The organism is Streptacidiphilus fuscans, assembly GCF_015690355.1.
GTDB classification, from domain to species: Bacteria; Actinomycetota; Actinomycetes; order Streptomycetales; family Streptomycetaceae; genus Streptacidiphilus; species Streptacidiphilus fuscans.
In genome coordinates, this window is record NZ_JADPRT010000022.1 from 1 (window position 1) to 18,006 (window position 18,006).

An 18,006-nucleotide genomic window follows, 5' to 3' on the forward strand; every position below is an offset into this window, starting at 1 on the left:
CACGGACTGATCGACTGTCCGGCGGGCCGACCGACTGAACGACTGACTGATCGACTGATCAATGTCCTACTGACTGAACGACCGAAGACACAAGGACTTTCGCATGACGCGACGAACGCCGCACAAGGCCACCCTGGTCGCAGCAGCCGCCACCGGGCTGGCCCTCTCGCTCACCGCCGCCGCACCCGCCGCCTCGGCCCGCCCCGCCCCGCTGCCGCGCCCGGCCGGGACCGCCCTGCCGCCCGCCGGGGCGATCGACCACGTGCTGGTGATCGACCTGGAGAACGAGAGCTACGGCGAGACCTTCGGGTCCGGCTCGCCCGCGACCTACCTGAACGGCACGCTGGTGCCCAAGGGCGAACTGCTGCCCGGCTACTACGCGGTGGGCCACGTCAGCCTGGACAACTACCTCGCCCAGGTCTCCGGCCAGGCGCCCAACCAGGTCACCAGCAGCGACTGCACCACGGCCGCCGGCGGCGCCTTCGACGACGTGCTGCCCGGCACGCCCGACCCCGACCAGGCGCGCTACCCCGGCCAGACCGACGGCCAGGGCTGCGTCTACCCGGCGGACGTGCAGACCATCGGCGGCCAGCTCCAGGACGCCAGGCGCCTGCCCGGGATCCCCACCGCCGTCGACTGGCGCGAGTACGCGGGCGACATGGGCAACGACCCCGCCCGCGACGGTGGTACCCCCGACCCGAGCGGCGGCACCGACTGCGCCCACCCGACGCAGACGAACGGCGTCGGGGCGGACGACACCGAGAACGCCGAGGGCCCCAACGCGACCGGCTCGCAGGTGAAGTCGAGCACCACCGACCAGTACGTGGACCGGCACAACCCGTTCGCGTTCTTCCACTCGGTCACCGACGACGCGTCGTCCTGCGCGCAGCACGTCGTGCCGCTCGGCACGGTGACGGCGAAGACGGGCGGCGGCTACCACTACCAGGGCCACCTGGCCCAGGACCTGGCCAGCCCGTTCACCACCCCGCGCTTCGCCATGGTCAGCCCGAACGTCTGCGACGACGGCCACGACGCGACCTGCGCCGGCGTCAACGCGGCGGGCACCACGACCGGCGGGCTGGTCGGCGCGGACGCCTTTCTCAAGGCATGGATGCCGCTGATCCTCGACTCGCCCGCCTACAAGGACGGGTCGATGCTGGTGATGATCACGTTCGACGAGGGCTCGGTGGCCGACGTCGCCGCGGGCGACCACGAGCAGCCCGGCCCCGGCAGCGCCAACCCCGGCTACTCGCCGCTGCTGAACACGCCGATCCCGTCGCTCGGTGGCAAGACCTACTACCAGCTGCTCGGCTTCAACGGCCTGACACCCGGTCAGGAACCGCCCGCCGGAACCATGCCCGGCGGCGGACAGGTCGGCGCCCTGCTGCTCAACCCGTTCTGGATCAAGGCGGGCAGCACCGACACCACCGGCAGCTACAACCACTACTCGGCACTGCGCACCTTCGAGGACCTGCTCGGCCTGCGCACCGGCGGCGCGGACGGCCAGGGCCACCTTGGCTTCGCCGCCACGGCCTCGGACTTCGGCCCGGACGTCTTCAACGGCCTGAGCCTGCCCGCAGCGCGCCGCTGACCCTCCGGCACGTCACGTCAACGGCCCCCGCTCACTCCTCGTGGGCGGGGGCCGGTCGCTACTCGATATCAGTCGTTCGATCGCGACGCCGCCGCGCGCAGCTTCTCCAGGTCGGCGGCCGCGTCGGAGGCGGGGACGCGGTGCAGGACGGCGTGGTGGCGGGCCGCGATGGCGTCGACGGAGCGGGGGTCGGACTCGACCATCTCGGCCGTGACCAGGCAGTGTCCGGGGTCCACCCACGCGGTCAGGCCGATCAGCGCGTCGGTCTCGTCCTCGGCCTCGCGGCCGTCGGCGACCGCGCCCACGCCGGTGCCCAGCGTCAGGCCGATCGCGACGCCCAACGGGCCGCCCAGCAGGCCGACCAGCGCTCCGACCGCGCCGAGTCCGAACATCGCGCCGCCCGCCTGCGGGTCGTAGTCCTTGGGCACGCTGATCCGGCCGTCCGCGTCGCGCTCCAGCAGCACCGCCCTCGTGACGGTGGGCAGTTGGGTGATCTCGTCGAAGACCGCCGCGGCGGCGTCGGCGTCGGCGACGTCGAGGAAGAGCATCTTGTCGTCGTGGGCCATGTCGTCGGACATCTCGTTCATGGCCGGTCACCCTTCTCCGTGCCGTCCTCCCCGGTGCCGTCGGCGCTGTCGTCGCCGCTGGCGTCACCGCCGCCGTCCGGGCGGGCGGGGTCGTCCTGGGCGTCCCAGGCCTTGTTGTGCTCGTCGATCGACTCCAGCGCGTGGCTCGCCGCCTCCGCGGTCGGGAACGGGCCGAGCAGGAAACGTTCCGGGTCCTGGCGGCCCTGTTCGACGCGGTTGTGGCGAAGGCACCAGTACCACTGCTCCGGGGTGCCGAGCTGCTCCTCGTCGAGGTCCTTCTTGAACTGCTCGCCTGCGTCCCAAGCCACGGGGTCCACCTCCGGGCGGCTCTACCGACTCGTCGGCTCCATCCTTTCGCGTTCCTTTCGCGGGACGCGTGCCGGGCGGGCCCCGGGTGAGCCGAACGGGGCACGGCGGGACACACCGGGACACAGGAACCCGTTGGGTGGACCGGTGCAGCGGACCGGGCTGATGATCTGAAATGCTGCCTCGACCTGGTTCCTCACGACATCGAATGGAGAGCTTCATGGAGCCGGACCGGCCCGAGACGCCCGAAGCCGACAACGCCGGGCAGCAGGAGCCTGTCGCCCCCGCAGCGCCTGCCGCGCCGTTGTCGATGCTGGACGCGGTCGGACGCCTCAGCCCCGACCAGGCAGGCCTGATCGGCGTGCTGCTCGGGCTGCACCGCCTCAGCGACGACCCGCCGGAGAAGGCGGTCAAGGGGGACGCGCCGGAGCTGTAGCGCCGCGTTCCGCCGCTCGTCCTTCACGTTTCCGGCTCATCCTGGAAAAAAGAGTCGCTGCCGCTGTCGATCCCCGGGGTTCCCGTTCGTACAGAGGGTGAAGAGACTCCGGAGGAGGAGACCATGAAGCAGTATCTGCTCAGTGTGGTGACACCGACCGAGGGCACTCGGCCGGAACCCGAGGTGCTGGCCGGGATCATGCGGGAACTGGAGGTGTTCCACGCGGAACTGCGCGCCGCGGGCGCGTGGGTCTTCGCGGGAGGCCTCCACGACCCGAGCACCGCGACCCTGCTGCGGCCCGAGCCGTCGACCGGCGAGGTGCTGGTCACCGACGGCCCCTACGCCGAGGGCAAGGAGTACCTCGGCGGCATCTGCATCGTGAAGGCGCCGGACCTGGACGCGGCGTTGGAGTGGGGCCGCAAGGCCGCACGCGCGACCACGCTGGCCATCGAGGTGCGGCCGTTCACGGGCGAGGCCGACGGCTGATGGCCGACCCGGGCGGGCCGGGCGGACCGGGGGACCCGGGCGAGGTGTCGGGGGTCGCGGAGACCCCCGACATCGGGGAGATCCCTGACGTCGCGGAGATCCCAGACGTCGCGGAGGTCCCCGAGGTGGCGCAGATCCCTGACGTCGCCGGGATCGAGCGGGTCTTCCGCAGCCACTACGGCAAGGCCGTCGCCGTCCTGGTCCGGGCCTTCGGCGACATCGACCTCGCCGAGGAGGCGGTCCAGGAGGCGTTCGTCGCCGCCGTCCAGCGATGGCCCGAGACCGGTCCTCCGCCCAGCCCCGAGGGCTGGATCGTCACCACCGCCCGCAACCGCGCCGTCGACCGCCTGCGCCGCGAGGCGGGACGCGACGCCCGGCACGCCGAGGCCCTGGCCCTGCACGGCGAAGCCGAAGCCGAAGCCGACGCCGGAGCCGGGTCGCACGAGCGGGAGGAGGAGGGAGCCGTGTCGGACGACCGACTGCGCCTGATCTTCACCTGCTGCCACCCGGCCCTTGCCGTCCCGTCCCAAGTCGCTCTGACGCTGCGCCTGTTGGGCGGGCTCAGTACGGCCGAGATCGCGCGGGCGTTCCTGGTGCCGGAACCGACGATGGCGCAGCGGCTGGTCCGCGCGAAGGGGAAGATCCGCGACGCCCGCATCCCCTACCGCGTCCCGCGCGAGGCGGACCTGCCGGACCGGCTCCGCTCGGTGCTCGCGGTGCTCTACCTCGTCTTCAACGAGGGCTACGCCGCCTCCGCCGGCGAGGAGTTGGTCCGTCAGGACCTGTGCGCGGAGGCGATCCGGCTGGCCCGGCTGCTGGTCGCGCTGATGCCCGACGAGCCGGAGGCGCACGGCCTGTTGGCGCTGATGCTGCTCACCGAGTCCCGCCGCCCGGCGAGGACCGCGCCGGACGGCTCGCTGGTGCTGCTGCCCGACCAGGACCGCTCCCGCTGGGACGCCGCGCTGGTCGCCGAGGGCCAGGACCTGGTCCGCCGCTGCCTGCGCCGCAACGCTCCCGGGCCTTACCAGCTTCAGGCGGCCATCGCCGCCGTCCACAGCGACGCGGCGTGCGCGCAGGACACCGACTGGGCGCAGATCGTCGCCCTCTACGACCACCTGCTGCGCCTCGCGCCGAGCCCGGTGACCGCGCTCAACCGGGCCGTCGCGGTGGCGGAGCGGGACGGTCCGGCGGTCGCGCTGCCACAGGTGGACGCGGTCGCAGGGGAGTTGGACCGGCTCTACGTGCTCCACGCCGTCCGCGCCGACCTGCTGCGCCGCCTCGGCCGACGGGAGGAGGCGCTCGCGGCGTACGAGGCCGCGCTGGCGCGCTCGGACAACGCGGCGACCGCCGCTTTCCTGCGGTCACGCCACGACGCGCTTCAGGACTGCTCCGGCTCCGGCTCCGGCCCCACGGGCTTGTCCGGCTTCACGGGCTCGTCGGGCGGTGCGGGTGCCGCAGATGCTGCAGGTTCCACCGGGTCGACGGGGTCGGACGCCGAGACGTAGGCCTTGTCGCGGAGCGGGAGTTCCTTGAGGAACCAGCTCAGCACGAACGCCAGCAGCCCGATCGGCACGCCGACCAGGAACACCACGTGCAGCGAGGCGTCGAAGGCCTGGATGAAGCCGTGCCGGATCGGCGGCGGCAACGCGTTGAGCTGGGACGGGCTGGCCGTCACCGTGCTGCCGTGGAGCTGCTGGACCGCCTGTGGCGGAAGGTACTTGGGCAGGTTGGCGGTCAACTGCCGGTTGAAGACCGCGCCCAGCGCCGAGACGCCGAACGAACCGCCGATGGTGCGGAAGAACGTCGTCGAAGAGGTCGCCGCGCCCAACTGCTCGTGCGGGACCGCGTTCTGCACCGCGACGACCAGCACCTGCATCACCAGGCCGATGCCGAAGCCGACCACGAACATGTAGGCGGACGACACCGCCAGGCTCGTCGTCGGCGTCATCAGCGAGAGCAGCCAGACGCCGAAGGTCATGATCGCGGTGCCGAAGATCGGGAAGATCTTGTAGCGCCCTCGTGAGGTGACCAGACGCCCGCTGGTGATGAAGGTGATCAGCATCCCCAGGATCAACGGCAGCAGTTGGAGACCGGAGCTGGTCGGACTGGCCGAGTGGACCGTCTGGAGGTAGAGCGGAATGTAGATGATGACGCCGAACATGGTCGCGCCGATCAGGAACCCGATCGAGTTGGCGACCGCGAAGACCGGCGTCCGGAACAGCACCAGCGGCAGCACGGGCTGCGCCGCGTGCCGCTCCACGACCACGAAGAGCCCGATCGACACGATCGCGGCCACGCCGAGGCCGATGATCGGCCCGGAGGTCCAGCCGTAGGTGGTGCCGCCCCAGGTGGTGAGCAGGATGACGGCCGTGGCCGCCGCGCCCAGCAGGGCCGCGCCCGCGTAGTCGATCCGCTGCCGGGTGCGGGTCCGCGGCAGGTGCAGCACGGCGGCGATGACGAAGACCGCCAGGGCGCCGATCGGCAGGTTGATGTAGAAGACCCAGCGCCAGCTCAGGTGCTCGGTGAAGAACCCGCCCGCCAGCGGGCCGATCACCGACGAGGCGCCGAAGACCGCGCCGAAGTACCCCATGTACCGGCCGCGTTCGCGCGGGCTGACCACCTCGCCGATGATCGCCTGCGCGCCGACGATCAGCCCGCCCGCGCCCGCGCCCTGGATCGCGCGGAAGATGATCAGCTCGATCATGTTCTGCGAGAGCCCGGACAGAGCCGAGCCGACCAGGAAGATCACGATCGCGGCCTGGAACAGCTGTTTACGCCCGAAGAGGTCGCCCAGCTTCCCCCAGAGCGGCGTGGAGATGGTCGACGTCAGCAGATACGCCGTCACCACCCAGGACAGGTGGTTGAGTCCGTGCAGGTCGCCCGCGATGGTGGGCAGCGCGGTGGCGACGATGGTCTGGTCGAGGGCGGCCAGGAACATGCCCATCATCAGGGCGGAGAGGATGATCAGGATCCTGCGGTGCTCGGCGCGCGGGTCGGGCACGCCGGGGCCGCCGGGTGCGCCGGGGCGGTGCGGGTCCGGGGGACGTGTGGAGGTGGGCGTACCTGGTCCACCGCGTGGCCGGTCAGGTGTGTTCCCGGTCATGCCGCACCTCCTGGTGGCGGGACCCGAGCGCTGTCACCTCACTCTCCAGGCTAGTTAGTTGCCTGTAACAGGTAAACAGGAACAGAAGCGGAGGGAAGCGTTTCGCTTGGCTGGGGGCGGGTAGCGCGGACAGTAGTGCCTGTGTGGCTTCCGGACGACGGAGCGTTTCCATGACTGCCACGACTGCGAAGCACCCTGGGAAGAGCGCCGAGGAGGAGGTCTGCGTCCAGTTCGCCGGATGCCGACCCGAGGACGCCGAAGCGGTGATGACCGCGCTGGAAACGGCCTTCCCGCCTGAGCCCACCGCCGGCCACGTCCGGCCCGAGGGATCCCGCCCGGCCTCGAACGTCTGGTCGTTGCTGCTGGACACCGGCGGACGCCACGGTACGCACCTCGCCCCGGTCCACCTCGACGGCGAGGTCTCCGCCGACCTGATCGGCGCGGCGGACTCGGTGCACCGCGTCCGCGAGGCGCTGGAGGAGGCCGTCCACGTCCAGGACCGCGGCGTCGTACCCGGCGAGCACGAGCTGGAGTTGCGGCTGTTGCTCACCTGACCTGACCTGTTCTGACATCTCGGCTGACCATGCGATTCAGGGACCGGATCGACGCAGGCAGACAGCTCGCCGAACGCCTGCTGGACCGTGGCGTGGCGGACCTGCCCGACCCCCTGCTGCTCGGCCTCGCCCGGGGCGGCGTGCCGGTCGCCGAGCGGGTCGGCGTCGCCCTGGACTGGCCGTGGGACGTCCTGGTCGTCCGCAAGATCGGCGCGCCGGGCTGGCCGGAGGTCGGAGTCGGCGCGCTGGCGGGCGACGACCCTCCCCTGTTCGACGACGCCTCGCTGGCCACGCTCGGCCTGACCCCGGCCGAGCTCGCCCCCGACGTCGCTCGCGAACGCGCCGAACTCCACCGCAGGGCGCTTCGCTATCGCGGTGACCGGCCGGCCCCTGTCATCTGTGACCGGGCGGTGGTCGTCGTCGACGACGGGCTCGCGACGGGCATCACCGCTCGCGCGGCGTGCACGCACCTGCGCGCAGCGAAGCCCGCGCGGCTGCTGGTCGCGGTCCCGGTCGCTGCGCGGGAGGCGATCGGCGTCGTGGGACGCGTGTGCGACGAGGTGATCTGCGTCGAAGTCCCGCGCTTCTTCGGCGCGGTGGGGGAGTGGTACCAGGATTTCCACCAACTGACGGACGAGGACGTGCTCCACGCGTTGCGTTAGTTCCCCGCGCCCCTGAAGCGGGTGCAACTCCCTGCGGTAGCTCACAGAAATGTCCAACTTGTCCGCAGCCGCAAGCCCACTCAGCCAACGCTCAGCAGGCTGTCGCAGAGTTGTGACGCTCGTGACCCCCAACTCGGGACTGAGGCCCTGACCTCGCGCCTTAGGGTTGGTCCGTGGCAGCGAAGCGATCTCCCCTCTCCGGTACGTCCCCGCGCGAATCCCGCGGCCCGGGACACAAGGCCTTGCTCGGTGTTCAGCTCGTCGGCGCCTCCGCGCTCGCCGGCGCGATCGTCGCGGGGATCGCGTTGCCCGCCGTCGGTGGGGTGGGGCTGTCGGCCAAGGCCGCTGCGAACGACTTCAACAACCTTCCCGGCGACCTCGTCGTCCCGACGCTCTCGCAGGCGTCGACGATCTACGACGCCAACGGCGGCGTCATCGCGACCGTGTACTCGCGTGACCGCACGTCCGTGCTGCTCAGCCAGATCGCCCCGGTGATGCAGAACGCGCTGGTCGACATCGAGGACCACCGCTTTTACCAGCACGGCGCCATCGACCTCCAGGGCACGCTCCGCGCGCTCCTCAAGGACAGCAGCAGCGGCGGCGTCTCCCAGGGTGGATCGACGCTGACCCAGCAGTACGTGAAGAACGTCTTCATCGAGGAGGCCGGCGACAGCGCGGCCGGTGTCGCCGAGGCGACCCGGCAGACCGCCGGGCGCAAGATCCAGGAGCTGAAGTACGCGATCGAGCTGGAGCAGAAGCTCAGCAAGCAGCAGATCCTGGACAACTACCTGAACATCACCTACTTCGGTGGCGGCGCCTACGGCGTCGAGGCCGCGGCGGAGCTGTACTTCAGCAAGCACGCGAGCCAGCTGACGCTGCCCGAGGCGGCGCTCCTCGCCGGGCTGGTGCAGTCGCCGTCCGCCTACGACCCGGTGCAGAACCCGGCGTCGGCGTTGACCCGCCGCAACGAGGTGCTGGACGCGATGGCCAGCTACGGGAGCATCTCCACCGCCCAGGCGGTCCAGGCCAAGGCCCAGCCGCTCGGCCTGAAGGTGACCACGCCGAAGACCGGCTGCATCGCCGCCAAGGCGGGCGACGAGTTCTTCTGCAACTACGTCGAGCACGTGCTGCTGGACGACCCCGCGTTCGGCGCGACGTCGGAGGCGCGGCAGGCGCTGTTCGACCAGGGTGGGTTGAAGATCCACACCACGCTGAACCCGCAGGACCAGGCCGCCGAAGAGCAGGCCATGCAGAACCACATCTACTCCAGCGACAAGGCGGTCGCGGTCTCCAGCATGGTGCAGCCCGGCAGCGGGCAGATCCTGGCGATGGCGCAGAGCCGTCCGTTCGGCACCGGCACCAACCAGACCGAGATCAACTACAACGTCGACGCCATGCACGGTGGCGGCGAGGGCTTCCAGACCGGATCGGTCTTCAAGGCCGTCACCGCGGCGACCGCGCTCTCCCAGGGCATTCCGCTCAGCTACCCGATCAACTCGCCCGCCTCCGCGGACTATCCGGCGATGACCGACTGCGACGGCGTGGTCCACCCGGCCGTCCCCGGCGACCAGAACGACACCACCGTCCCGTACGGGAACATCGACATGGTCAAGGCCATGGCCGACTCGGTGAACACCTACTTCGTGCCGCTGGAGGCGCAGGCGGGCCTGTGCAACGTCGTGCACATGGCGCAGAGCCTCGGGCTCGGCAACCAGGGCATGATGAACGCCGCCGGGACCGGCCTGGAGCCGCTGGCGCAGGCGCAGTCGCTGACCCTGGGCGTCAACGACCTCACCCCGCTGCAGATCGCCAACGCCTACGCGTCCTTCGCAGCCAACGGCACGTACTGCAGCCCGACGGCGATCACGCAGGTGGTCGACGCCTCCGGCAAGAGCCTCACGGTGCCGTCGGGCAACTGCCACCAGGTGCTCACGCCCGCCGTGGCGCAGCAGGTCAACACGCTGCTCCACTCGGTCGTCTCCGACCAGGGCACTGGTGCCTCGGTGGCCATCCCGTACTCGGACGCGGGCAAGACCGGTACCACCAACAGCGAGGCCCAGGCCTGGTTCGCGGGGTACACCACGCAGGTCTCGGACGCGACCGTGGTCACCAACCCGAACTACCCGCTGAACTCCCTCAACGGCGTGGACATCGGCGGCCACAGCTACGACCCGGCCTACGGTTACGAGACCGCCGGCCCGATCTGGCACGACGCGATGATCGCGGCGATGTCGGGCCAGCCGAACACGGCGCTGGGCTTCGCGCCCGGCCCGAAGAACTGAGAACTGAGTTCTGACGAACTGCACCTGCCGGTGGCCCCGCGCGGCGGAATGATGACCATGTCCGCCGCGTTGGGCTGGGTGGAACGGACCGAAGGAGGATCTCGTGGTGGCGCAGACGGAGAAGGCTGTCCTGGCGGGCGGTTGTTTCTGGGGCATGCAGCAGCTGATCCGGCGGCAGCCGGGCGTACTGACGACGAGGGTCGGCTACAGCGGAGGTGACGTCCCCAACGCCACCTACCGCAATCACGGCACCCACGCGGAGTCGATCGAGATCGTCTACGACCCGGCCGAGACCGACTACCGGGCGATCCTGGAGTTCTTCTTCCAGATCCACGACCCGACGACCAAGGACCGCCAGGGCAACGACATCGGCGCCAGCTACCGCTCGGCGATCTTCTACCTGGACGACGAGCAGAAGCGGATCGCCGAGGACACCATCGCGGACGTGGAGGCGTCCGGGCTGTGGCCCGGCAAGGTCGTCACCGAGGTGGCCCCGATCGGGCCGTTCTGGGAGGCCGAGCCGGAGCACCAGGACTACCTGGAGCGCTACCCCAACGGCTACACCTGCCACTTCCCCCGTCCGGGCTGGAAGCTGCCGCGCCGCGAGAGCTGAGCGACGCCCGATCGCACCATCGCGCCCCGGACCGGCAAGCCCGGTTCCGGGGCGCGATCGTTGTGCGGCTATGGTGTCCCGATGCCCGACACCGCCGTGACCGCAGCTCCGACCGCGACCTCGACCGCGACCTCGACCGCGACCTTGTCCGCCACCTCGACCGTCCGCACCCGTCTCTACCGTGACGGGAAGCTCGCCCTGGAGAACTTCCCGGCCGCCGAGATCTCGGACCACGTCGCCGAGGACGGCTCGGTGGTCTGGCTCGACCTCTGCGCACCGACCCCGGACGACTTCGCGCTGCTCACCGAGGAGTTCGGCCTCCACGAGCTCGCCGTCGAGGACGCCCGCCACGAGCACCAGCGGCCCAAGCTGGACCGCTACAAGGACCACTGCTTCCTCTCCATGTACGCGGTGTGCGCCGCCCATGACCACGAGGACCTGGTCATCCGCGAGCTGTCGGTCTTCGTCACCGCGAACGCGCTGATCACCGTCCGGACGGACGACCGGTTCGACATGGACGACGTCGTCTCCCGCTGGGACGACGCGCCGGAGCTCGGCCAGTTCGGCGTCGGCTTCCTGCTGCACGGGCTGCTCGACCACGTCGTGGACGGGCACTTCCGCGCCGTGCAGGACATGGACGACCGGATCGAGGAGCTGGAGGACATCCTCTTCGACGCCAACGCCAAGGAGACCCGCGACATCCAGCGCGCGTCCTTCGCCCTGCGCAAGAGCCTGGTCCGGCTGCGGCGGATGGCGCTGCCGATGCGCGAGATGGTCAACACCCTGATGCGCCGCGACGTGCACGTCGTGGCCGACCCGATGATGCCGTACTACCAGGACGTCTACGACCACGTGCTGCGGGTGACCGAGTGGACCGAGTCGCTGCGCGACATGGTCGGCTCGATCATGGAGACCAATCTGACGGTCCAGGGCAACCGGATGAACATGATCATGAAGAAGGTGACCAGCTGGGCGTCGATCGTCGCCGTCCCGACCGCCGTCACCGGCTTCTACGGCCAGAACGTCCCGTACCCGGGCTTCGGCACCGAGTGGGGCTTCTGGGTCTCGACCGGCGTGACGATCGGCATCTCGGTCGCGCTCTACTTCGGCTTCAAGCGCCGCGACTGGATCTGAGCGGGGAGATCGGAACTGCCTCGGGCGGGGTAAGAGAGACGCGGGGGACCTCTTTCGACCGGAGGTGCTTCTGATGAGTATCGAGACCCACATCGACCGCGACCGCGCCCAAGGCGACCTGCTCGACGGCCTGATCGCCGACCACGAGGAAATCACCCGGACCTTCAGCGCCTTCCTGGGCGTCGGCTTCGGCCACCCGGAGCGCAAGGAGATCGCCGACCAGGTCACCCGCCAGATCGTGGCGCACGACGCCATCGAGGAGGCGCTGGTCTACCCGATGATCCGCGAGCGGACCGAGGGCGGCAGTGCGATGGCCGTCCCGTGCCTCGGCGCGCACGCCCAGACCGACGTGCTGCTGCGCCGGATCCGTCTGCTCGACGCGCACGCGCCCGGCTTCGACCGGCTGATGGGCGTGCTGGGAACCCACGTCACCGGGCACATGCACTGGGAGGAGGCACAGGTCTTCCCGCTGCTGCGCGCCACGCTGGACCAGGAGGAGCTGGACCAGCTCGGCGACCGGGCGCGCGGGATGCGCCGCCACCCGCTGCTGGAACCGGCCCCGCACCCGGGCATCGAACCGCCGGCGGACGACTACCGCCCGGCGGAGCGCACCACGACGGGCAAACTGCGCTACCTCTTCACCCCTGCGGGAGGCTGGGACCGGATGCGTCCGCACTGACGTCACTGGCTCCACTGACGCCTGCGGGGACGGGGTCGGCTACCGGTTCGGTCTCGGCGTCGGCGGGGACGTGCGGGGCGGCCTGCTGCGCCGCGGTCCAGCGTGCCTGGAACGACGGCAGGAGCCGGAGCAGGTAGCCGACGCGCAGCGGCTCGCCGGTACGTCCCTTGATGTCGTGCTGCTCGAAGAGCCAGGCGGACAGCTGCTCGGCGTTCGGGTGGGCGCCGTGCTGCCGGGTGTACTCGTCGAAGCCGTGCTGGTACTGCTCGATGGGCGTGCCGGCGCCGAACACGGTCGGCGTGGACGGGACGGTCACGGGGACCGCTTCCTGCTGCTCTTCGACCGGCTCCGTCACGCCCTGCTCGGGCTCGGTAGGCGCGGGCGGCAGCGCGGGGCGGACCGGGGGAGCGGGGGCGGGCTCGGGCTCGATCCGGGCGATCTCCAGCTCGAACTCGGGCAGCCGTTCGCCCAGGTTGGCCAGCTTGAGCAGCAGGATCTGGTCGACCGGCGCCTTCTGCCGCCAGAACAGGCCGTAGCGCGACCGCAGTCGGGCCCGGAAGACCAGTCGGCGGCGCTCCATCTCCAGCGCGTCCTGGTAGTTGCGCAGCTCCCACAGCTGGCGGCGGCGCCAGAGCCGGAAGGTGGCGACGGGGGCGAAGAACCAACGGCCCAGCCGCGTCCCCTCCATGAACTGGTTGGCCTCGATCTGGGCCATCCGCCCGACCATGTGGCGCGCCGCCTCGATCGCCGCGACGAACAGCAGCGGGACGACCGCGTGCATGCTCGTGGCCAGCGGATTCGGCCAGGCCGAGGCGGCGTTGAAGACGACGGTCGCCGCCGTCAGCAGCCACGCCAACTGGCGCAGCAGCGCCAGCGGGATCCGCATCCAGGTCAGCAGCAGGTCCAGCGCCAGGAAGACGGTGATGCCGACGTCGATGCCGACGGGCAGCACGTAGGCGAACCAGCCGAAGCCGTTGCGCTGGGCCAGCCGCATCACGGCGTCGTACGAGCCGACGAACCCGATCATCGCGATCACCAGCGTCCCGGTGACCACGACGAGCGCCAGCCTTCTTTGCCCGCGCAGCAGTTGGCGGCGTTCCATGTCCCGTCCCCTTGGAAGTGCTCGGTTGTCCGTTCCGCCGTGCCGCGGGTCAGACCGTGGTGCCGATGCCGCCGTCGACCGGGATGACCGCGCCGGTGACGTAGGAACCCGCCCGGCTGGACAGGTAGACCGCGACCCCCGCCATGTCGTCCGGGCGGCCGATCCGGCGCAGCGGCGCGGCCTGGGCGATCGCCTCGCCGAAGGACTCCAGCGTCGCGGCCATCATCTTGGACTCGAACGGGCCCGGGGCGATCGCGTTGACGGTGATGCCCTGCGGCCCGAGCTCCTTCGCCAGCACGCGGGTCAGGTGGTGCAGCCCGGCCTTGCTGGCCGCGTAGGAGTAGGCGGGGAGTGGGCTGACGTGCAGGCCGTCGATGGAGCCGACGTTGATGACGCGGGCCGGGGCCTCGTCCGTGGCGGCCGCGCGCAGCTGCGGCAGCAGGGCCTGGGTGAGCAGGAACGGGCTGCGCAGGTTCAGGTCCATGACCTTGTCCCAGCCGCTGACCGGGAACTCGTCCAGCGGCGCACCCCAGGTCGCGCCTGCGTTGTTGACCAGGATGTGCAGCCGCTCCTCACGGGCGGCGAGCTCCTGGGCGAGGCGGTGGCACTCCTCCACCTGCGACAGGTCGGCCGGGAGCGCCACGGCCTCGCCGTACTGGGCGAGCTCCTTGACGGCTGCCTCACAGGCCTCCGGCTTGCGCGAGCTGACGTAGACCTTCGCGCCCGCCTGGACCAGTCCGCGCGCGATCATCAGGCCGATGCCCCGGGTGCCTCCGGTGACGAGGGCGGTCTTTCCGGCGACGGAGAAGAGATCGTTCACGGCGGGCTCCGGGAGTCGTGGGCGTAGGCGTGGGGTGATCTTGCGCGGCCCCAACCTAGAGGGTCCGCGCGCCGGTGTGCCAGGTGGGTCCGGCATCAGCGCATGACCCCGGCGCCGGGGCCTGTTTGAGCGCCCCTCCCGGGCGCAGACTCTCCAGGGAGGGACGTAGGAAGGGAGGCGGTGGCCATGAACGGTTCCGTGCCCCTGGGCAGGCTCTTCGGGATCCCGCTGCGGGTCCACTGGAGTGCGCCGCTGCTCGTCTTCCTGCTGACCCTCGGTCTGGCCGCGAACGTCCTACCCGCCTGGGTGCCGGGGCGCTCCTCCGGCGTCTACCTGCTCGGCGGCCTGGTCGGGGCGCTGCTGCTGATCGCCAGCCTGGTGCTGCACGAGGTCGCCCACGGCGTGGTCGCCCGGCGGGCGGGGACGCGGGTCGACGACATGACCGTCTGGGGACTCGGTGGCGTGACCCGGATCGGACGGCTGCACGGCCCCGGCCGGGAGCTGCTGGTGGCGCTCGCGGGCCCGGTGGTCAGCCTGCTCGTCGCGGCGGCCACCTGGGGCGTGGGGCTGGTGGCGCTGAACGTGCTGGACTGGGACGTGCCGGCGGCGGTGCTGATCTGGACCGGCGTGATCAACCTGCTGGTCGCCGTCTTCAACCTGCTGCCCGGCGCGCCGCTGGACGGCGGCCGGGTGCTGCAGGCGGTGCTCTGGTGGCGCGGCGGCGACCGGGACCGGGCCGAGCGGCAGGCCGGTCGCTGCGGCCAGGCGCTCGGCGGGGTGATGGTGCTGGGCGGCTGGATCGTGCTGCTGCGCACCGCGACCGGCTCGGCGGGCGTATGGCTGCTGCTGGTCGGCGGGTTCCTCGTGGTGGCCGCCTCGGCGGAGGTCCGGCACGCGGCGCTGGCCGCGTCCGCGCGGGGCGTCCGGGTCGGCGAGGCGATGACCACGCCCGCGTTCACCCGGCCCGACTGGTCCACGGTCGACCGCGTCTTCGAGGAGAGCACCACCTGGCGCAGCCTCGGTGCGGTCCCGGTCGTGGACTTCAACGGCTACCCGAGCGGCGTGGTCCGCTGGCGCACGGTGCTGGGCATCCCGCCCGGTCGGCGCGGTGCGGTGCGGCTGCGGGACGTCGCCGTGCCGCTGTCGACCTGGGCGACGGCGTCGACGCAGGACGACCTGCTGGACGCGCTGGACGACAGCCGGGGACGGCTGCCGCTGCTCGTCCTCGACGGAGGACTCCTGGTCGGCGCCGTCACCACGCTCGACCTGGCCCGGCTGGTCCGTTCGGCGACTAGAGCTGGAAGTGCATGGACATCCGGCAGTGGCCGGTGAGGGCGAGCACCTCGTCCTCGTCGGCGTCATGGTCCGCGGGCGCGGCGTCGGCCGGGCGCGCCGGGGTGGCCGCGTTCGCTGGACGGGCCGGACGGGTCGGGCGGGCCGGGGCGACGGGGACGTCGAGAGCGGGGAAATCGTCGAGAACCATCACTGGCTGAGTCATGCCACCAGTTCACCGCCGTCCGGGCCCGCGTGGGGCGGTCCTTGACGCGCTCCGAGCGCTCGGGCGGCAGACCCTGACGCGCTCTTGGCGCGGGCCTGGCACCGGGCGCCCCGGACGGGCGAGCGCGGGAACGGTTTTCATCTCACACCCATTCGGGCTACGATGAAAACCGTTTCCAAGTTAACCTGAAGACATCACCGCACCGATGTCCCAGCCCAGGGGGTCCCTGATCATGCCCGCGCCCGCCGCCGCTTCCCGCCGTCGTACCGCCAAGCTGGCACTGGGCGCCGGAGCCGTCGCGCTGGTGGCGTCGGTCAGCGCCTGCGCGACCACCGCGCCCGCGGGGACCACGACGGGATCGGCCGGCGCGTCCGGCGGCAAGGTGATCCAGGTTGCGGCCGCCGAGAACTTCTGGGGCAGCATCGCCACCCAGCTCGGCGGCTCCCGCGTGCACGTGACCAGCATCATCACCAACCCGAACACCGACCCGCACTCGTACGACCCGACCGCCGCCGACGCGCGCACCGTCACCACGGCGCAGCTGGCCATCGTCAACGGCATCGGCTACGACGCCTGGGCGGACAAGCTGCTGGCCACCAACCCGGGCACGGGCCGCGCCGAGCTCAACGTCGGCGACCTTGTCGGCATCAAGCCGGGCGGCAACCCGCACCGCTGGTACTCGCCGGACAACGTCAAGCAGGTCATCGCCGCGATCACCGCCGAGTACAAGAAGCTCGACCCGGCCGACGCCGCCTACTTCGACGCGCAGCAGCAGACCTTCGAGACGCAGACCCTCGCTCCGTACAACCAGCTGATCGCCCAGATCAAGCAGAAGTACGCGGGCACGCCGATCGGTGCGTCCGAGTCGATCGTAACGCCGCTCGCCGAGGGCCTCGGCCTGAAGATGATGACGCCGGAGACCTTCCTGGACGCGATGAGCGAGGGCACCGACCCGACCGCCGCGGACAAGGCGCTGATCGACCAGCAGATCAAGAGCAAGCAGATCAAGGTCTACGTCTACAACAGCCAGAACTCGACCCCGGACGTGGTCGCGCAGGTCAACCTGGCCAAGTCCGAGGGCATTGCGGTCACCACCGTGACCGAGACACTGGCCCCTGCGAACGACACGTTCCAGCAGTGGCAGGTCGCCGAGCTCCAGGGCCTCCAGCAGGCTCTCCACCAGGCCACCGGGAAGTGACGCCATGAATCCTCCCCCCGTGAGCGCATCCGTCGACGCCGCACCGAAGGCCGTCCCGGCCCCCGCGACGACCGGCGCGACGACCGGCGCGACGCCCGCCGCCGCGCCCGTCGTCGCTCTGCGCGCCGCCGCCGTGCGCGTGGGCGCGCGGACGCTGTGGTCCGGCGTCGACCTGGACGTCCAGGCGGGCGAGTTCGTCGCCGTGCTGGGCCCCAACGGCGTCGGCAAGTCCACGCTGGTCAAGGTGCTGCTCGGCGTCGTGCCCGCCGCCGAGGGCGAGATACGCGTGCTCGGCCGCAAGCCCGGAGAGGCGGGCAGCCGGGTCGGCTACCTGCCGCAGCGCCGCAGCTTCGACCCGAGCCTGCGGATCCGCGGCGTCGACATCGTCCGGATGGGCCTGGACGGCGACCGCTGGGGCATACCGCTGCCCTGGGCGCGCAACCGTCGGGCCCAGCAGGAGCGCGTCCGCGAGGTGATCGAGCTCGTCGGCGCGAGCGCCTACGCGCACCGGCCGATCGGGCAGTGCTCCGGCGGCGAGCAGCAGCGGCTGCTGATCGCGCAGGCCCTCGTCCGCAAGCCCGAAGTGCTGCTGCTGGACGAGCCGTTGGACAGCCTCGACCTCCCCAACCAGAGCGCCGTCGCCGCGCTGATCGGCCGGATCTGCCACCAGGAGCAGGTCGCCGTGGTCATGGTCGCGCACGACGTCAACCCGATCCTGCACCACCTGGACCGGGTCGTGTACATCGCCGAGGGCGGCGCGGTCAGCGGTCGGCCCACCGAGGTCATCACCTCCGAGACGCTGACCCGCCTCTACCGCACCCCCGTCGAGGTGCTCTCCACCCAGGACGGCCGGCTGGTCGTCGTCGGGCAGCCCGAGGGTGCCGGAGCGCACTCCGGAGTGCACGGCGCACGTGCGGGGGAGCACACCGGAGCACACGCCGGAGCGGGTGGCTGA

General features: G+C 71.2%; 18 protein-coding genes and 1 pseudogene. 13 read left to right on the plus strand and 6 right to left on the minus strand.

Annotation, left to right across the window (positions count from 1 at the left end):
• Positions 1–103: 103 nt before the first annotated feature.
• A complete protein-coding gene (locus tag I2501_RS35515; protein ID WP_196194018.1) occupies positions 104–1,591 on the plus strand; it encodes a phosphoesterase in 1,488 nt (495 codons plus the stop codon).
• A 68-nt stretch (positions 1,592–1,659) separates the two neighbouring features.
• Here I2501_RS35515 and I2501_RS35520 read toward each other — a convergent pair whose 3' ends face one another.
• Entirely contained in the window at positions 1,660–2,178 is a 519-nt protein-coding gene (locus tag I2501_RS35520; protein ID WP_196194019.1) for a histidine kinase, read from the minus strand.
• Complete coding sequence (locus I2501_RS35525; RefSeq protein ID WP_196194020.1) at positions 2,175–2,486, minus strand: hypothetical protein; 312 nt, start codon at positions 2,484–2,486, stop codon at positions 2,175–2,177. Before I2501_RS35525 ends, I2501_RS35520 begins: the two co-directional genes overlap by 4 nt.
• A gap of 218 nt (positions 2,487–2,704) precedes the next feature.
• On the opposite strand from I2501_RS35525, the gene I2501_RS35530 reads away from it, so the two are divergent.
• The 3 genes from I2501_RS35530 to I2501_RS35540 all read left to right on the plus strand — a co-directional run bounded on the left by I2501_RS35530 (position 2,705) and on the right by I2501_RS35540 (position 4,911).
• A complete protein-coding gene (locus I2501_RS35530; protein WP_196194021.1) occupies positions 2,705–2,920 on the plus strand; it encodes a hypothetical protein in 216 nt (71 codons plus the stop codon).
• 123 nt (positions 2,921–3,043) lie between these two features.
• Entirely contained in the window at positions 3,044–3,406 is a 363-nt protein-coding gene (locus I2501_RS35535) for a YciI family protein (protein WP_196194022.1), read from the plus strand.
• Positions 3,406–4,911, plus strand: a complete 1,506-nt coding sequence (locus I2501_RS35540; protein ID WP_196194023.1) for an RNA polymerase sigma factor — start codon at positions 3,406–3,408, stop codon at positions 4,909–4,911. The genes I2501_RS35535 and I2501_RS35540 overlap by 1 nt, the downstream gene beginning before the upstream one ends.
• 218 nt (positions 4,912–5,129) lie before the next feature.
• On the opposite strand, the pseudogene I2501_RS39990 reads toward I2501_RS35540, so the two are convergent.
• Positions 5,130–6,509 (minus strand): annotated as a pseudogene (locus I2501_RS39990) (MDR family MFS transporter); the annotation flags it as partial.
• 170 nt (positions 6,510–6,679) lie between these two features.
• Here I2501_RS39990 and I2501_RS35545 point away from each other — a divergent pair.
• The 6 genes from I2501_RS35545 to I2501_RS35570 all read left to right on the plus strand — a co-directional run bounded on the left by I2501_RS35545 (position 6,680) and on the right by I2501_RS35570 (position 12,433).
• Positions 6,680–7,063 (plus strand): hypothetical protein, encoded by a 384-nt coding sequence (locus tag I2501_RS35545; RefSeq protein ID WP_196194024.1) that lies wholly within the window; start codon positions 6,680–6,682, stop codon positions 7,061–7,063.
• Between the two features lie 29 nt (positions 7,064–7,092).
• Positions 7,093–7,725 (plus strand): phosphoribosyltransferase, encoded by a 633-nt coding sequence (locus I2501_RS35550; RefSeq protein ID WP_196194025.1) that lies wholly within the window; start codon positions 7,093–7,095, stop codon positions 7,723–7,725.
• A 173-nt stretch (positions 7,726–7,898) separates the two neighbouring features.
• Entirely contained in the window at positions 7,899–10,007 is a 2,109-nt protein-coding gene (locus I2501_RS35555) for a transglycosylase domain-containing protein (protein WP_196194026.1), read from the plus strand.
• A gap of 103 nt (positions 10,008–10,110) precedes the next feature.
• Entirely contained in the window at positions 10,111–10,620 is a 510-nt protein-coding gene (msrA, locus tag I2501_RS35560; protein ID WP_328806338.1) for a peptide-methionine (S)-S-oxide reductase MsrA, read from the plus strand.
• An 81-nt stretch (positions 10,621–10,701) separates the two neighbouring features.
• A complete protein-coding gene (locus I2501_RS35565) occupies positions 10,702–11,754 on the plus strand; it encodes a magnesium transporter CorA family protein (protein WP_196194027.1) in 1,053 nt (350 codons plus the stop codon).
• 73 nt (positions 11,755–11,827) lie between these two features.
• The gene (locus I2501_RS35570; RefSeq protein ID WP_196194028.1) at positions 11,828–12,433 is read left to right on the plus strand and encodes a hemerythrin domain-containing protein; all 606 of its coding nucleotides are present in this window, start codon (positions 11,828–11,830) and stop codon (positions 12,431–12,433) included.
• On the opposite strand, the gene I2501_RS35575 is transcribed toward I2501_RS35570, so the two are convergent.
• Positions 12,393–13,535, minus strand: a complete 1,143-nt coding sequence (locus I2501_RS35575; protein WP_196194029.1) for a DUF2637 domain-containing protein — start codon at positions 13,533–13,535, stop codon at positions 12,393–12,395. The genes I2501_RS35570 and I2501_RS35575 overlap by 41 nt on opposite strands.
• A gap of 49 nt (positions 13,536–13,584) precedes the next feature.
• On the minus strand, positions 13,585–14,355 hold the full coding sequence (locus I2501_RS35580) for an SDR family oxidoreductase (protein ID WP_196194030.1): 771 nt from the start codon (positions 14,353–14,355) through the stop codon (positions 13,585–13,587).
• A 186-nt stretch (positions 14,356–14,541) separates the two neighbouring features.
• Here I2501_RS35580 and I2501_RS35585 point away from each other — a divergent pair, with 186 nt between their 5' ends.
• A complete protein-coding gene (locus tag I2501_RS35585; protein WP_196194031.1) occupies positions 14,542–15,687 on the plus strand; it encodes a site-2 protease family protein in 1,146 nt (381 codons plus the stop codon).
• On the opposite strand, the gene I2501_RS35590 is transcribed toward I2501_RS35585, so the two are convergent.
• Positions 15,647–15,853, minus strand: a complete 207-nt coding sequence (locus I2501_RS35590; protein ID WP_196194032.1) for a hypothetical protein — start codon at positions 15,851–15,853, stop codon at positions 15,647–15,649. The genes I2501_RS35585 and I2501_RS35590 overlap by 41 nt on opposite strands.
• A gap of 205 nt (positions 15,854–16,058) precedes the next feature.
• Here I2501_RS35590 and I2501_RS35595 point away from each other — a divergent pair, with 205 nt between their 5' ends.
• Both I2501_RS35595 and I2501_RS35600 read left to right on the plus strand, forming a co-directional pair.
• Complete coding sequence (locus tag I2501_RS35595; RefSeq protein ID WP_236046161.1) at positions 16,059–17,051, plus strand: metal ABC transporter solute-binding protein, Zn/Mn family; 993 nt, start codon at positions 16,059–16,061, stop codon at positions 17,049–17,051.
• Between the two features lie 19 nt (positions 17,052–17,070).
• Complete coding sequence (locus tag I2501_RS35600) at positions 17,071–18,006, plus strand: metal ABC transporter ATP-binding protein (protein WP_328806852.1); 936 nt, start codon at positions 17,071–17,073, stop codon at positions 18,004–18,006.

Excerpts from the sequence above, each read along its gene's own strand:
- I2501_RS35590 (WP_196194032.1), bottom strand. The coding sequence starts at position 15,853 with ATGACTCAGCCAGTGATGGTTCTCGACGATTTCCCCGCTCTCGACGTC.
- I2501_RS35530 (WP_196194021.1), top strand. The coding sequence starts at position 2,705 with ATGGAGCCGGACCGGCCCGAGACGCCCGAAGCCGACAACGCCGGGCAG.
- I2501_RS35520 (WP_196194019.1), bottom strand. The coding sequence starts at position 2,178 with ATGAACGAGATGTCCGACGACATGGCCCACGACGACAAGATGCTCTTC.
- I2501_RS35535 (WP_196194022.1), top strand. The coding sequence starts at position 3,044 with ATGAAGCAGTATCTGCTCAGTGTGGTGACACCGACCGAGGGCACTCGG.
- I2501_RS35595 (WP_236046161.1), top strand. The coding sequence starts at position 16,059 with ATGTCCCAGCCCAGGGGGTCCCTGATCATGCCCGCGCCCGCCGCCGCT.
- I2501_RS35585 (WP_196194031.1), top strand. The coding sequence starts at position 14,542 with ATGAACGGTTCCGTGCCCCTGGGCAGGCTCTTCGGGATCCCGCTGCGG.
- I2501_RS35540 (WP_196194023.1), top strand. The coding sequence starts at position 3,406 with ATGGCCGACCCGGGCGGGCCGGGCGGACCGGGGGACCCGGGCGAGGTG.
- I2501_RS35550 (WP_196194025.1), top strand. The coding sequence starts at position 7,093 with ATGCGATTCAGGGACCGGATCGACGCAGGCAGACAGCTCGCCGAACGC.
- I2501_RS35515 (WP_196194018.1), top strand. The coding sequence starts at position 104 with ATGACGCGACGAACGCCGCACAAGGCCACCCTGGTCGCAGCAGCCGCC.
- I2501_RS35570 (WP_196194028.1), top strand. The coding sequence starts at position 11,828 with ATGAGTATCGAGACCCACATCGACCGCGACCGCGCCCAAGGCGACCTG.
- I2501_RS35575 (WP_196194029.1), bottom strand. The coding sequence starts at position 13,535 with ATGGAACGCCGCCAACTGCTGCGCGGGCAAAGAAGGCTGGCGCTCGTC.
- I2501_RS35545 (WP_196194024.1), top strand. The coding sequence starts at position 6,680 with ATGACTGCCACGACTGCGAAGCACCCTGGGAAGAGCGCCGAGGAGGAG.
- I2501_RS35565 (WP_196194027.1), top strand. The coding sequence starts at position 10,702 with ATGCCCGACACCGCCGTGACCGCAGCTCCGACCGCGACCTCGACCGCG.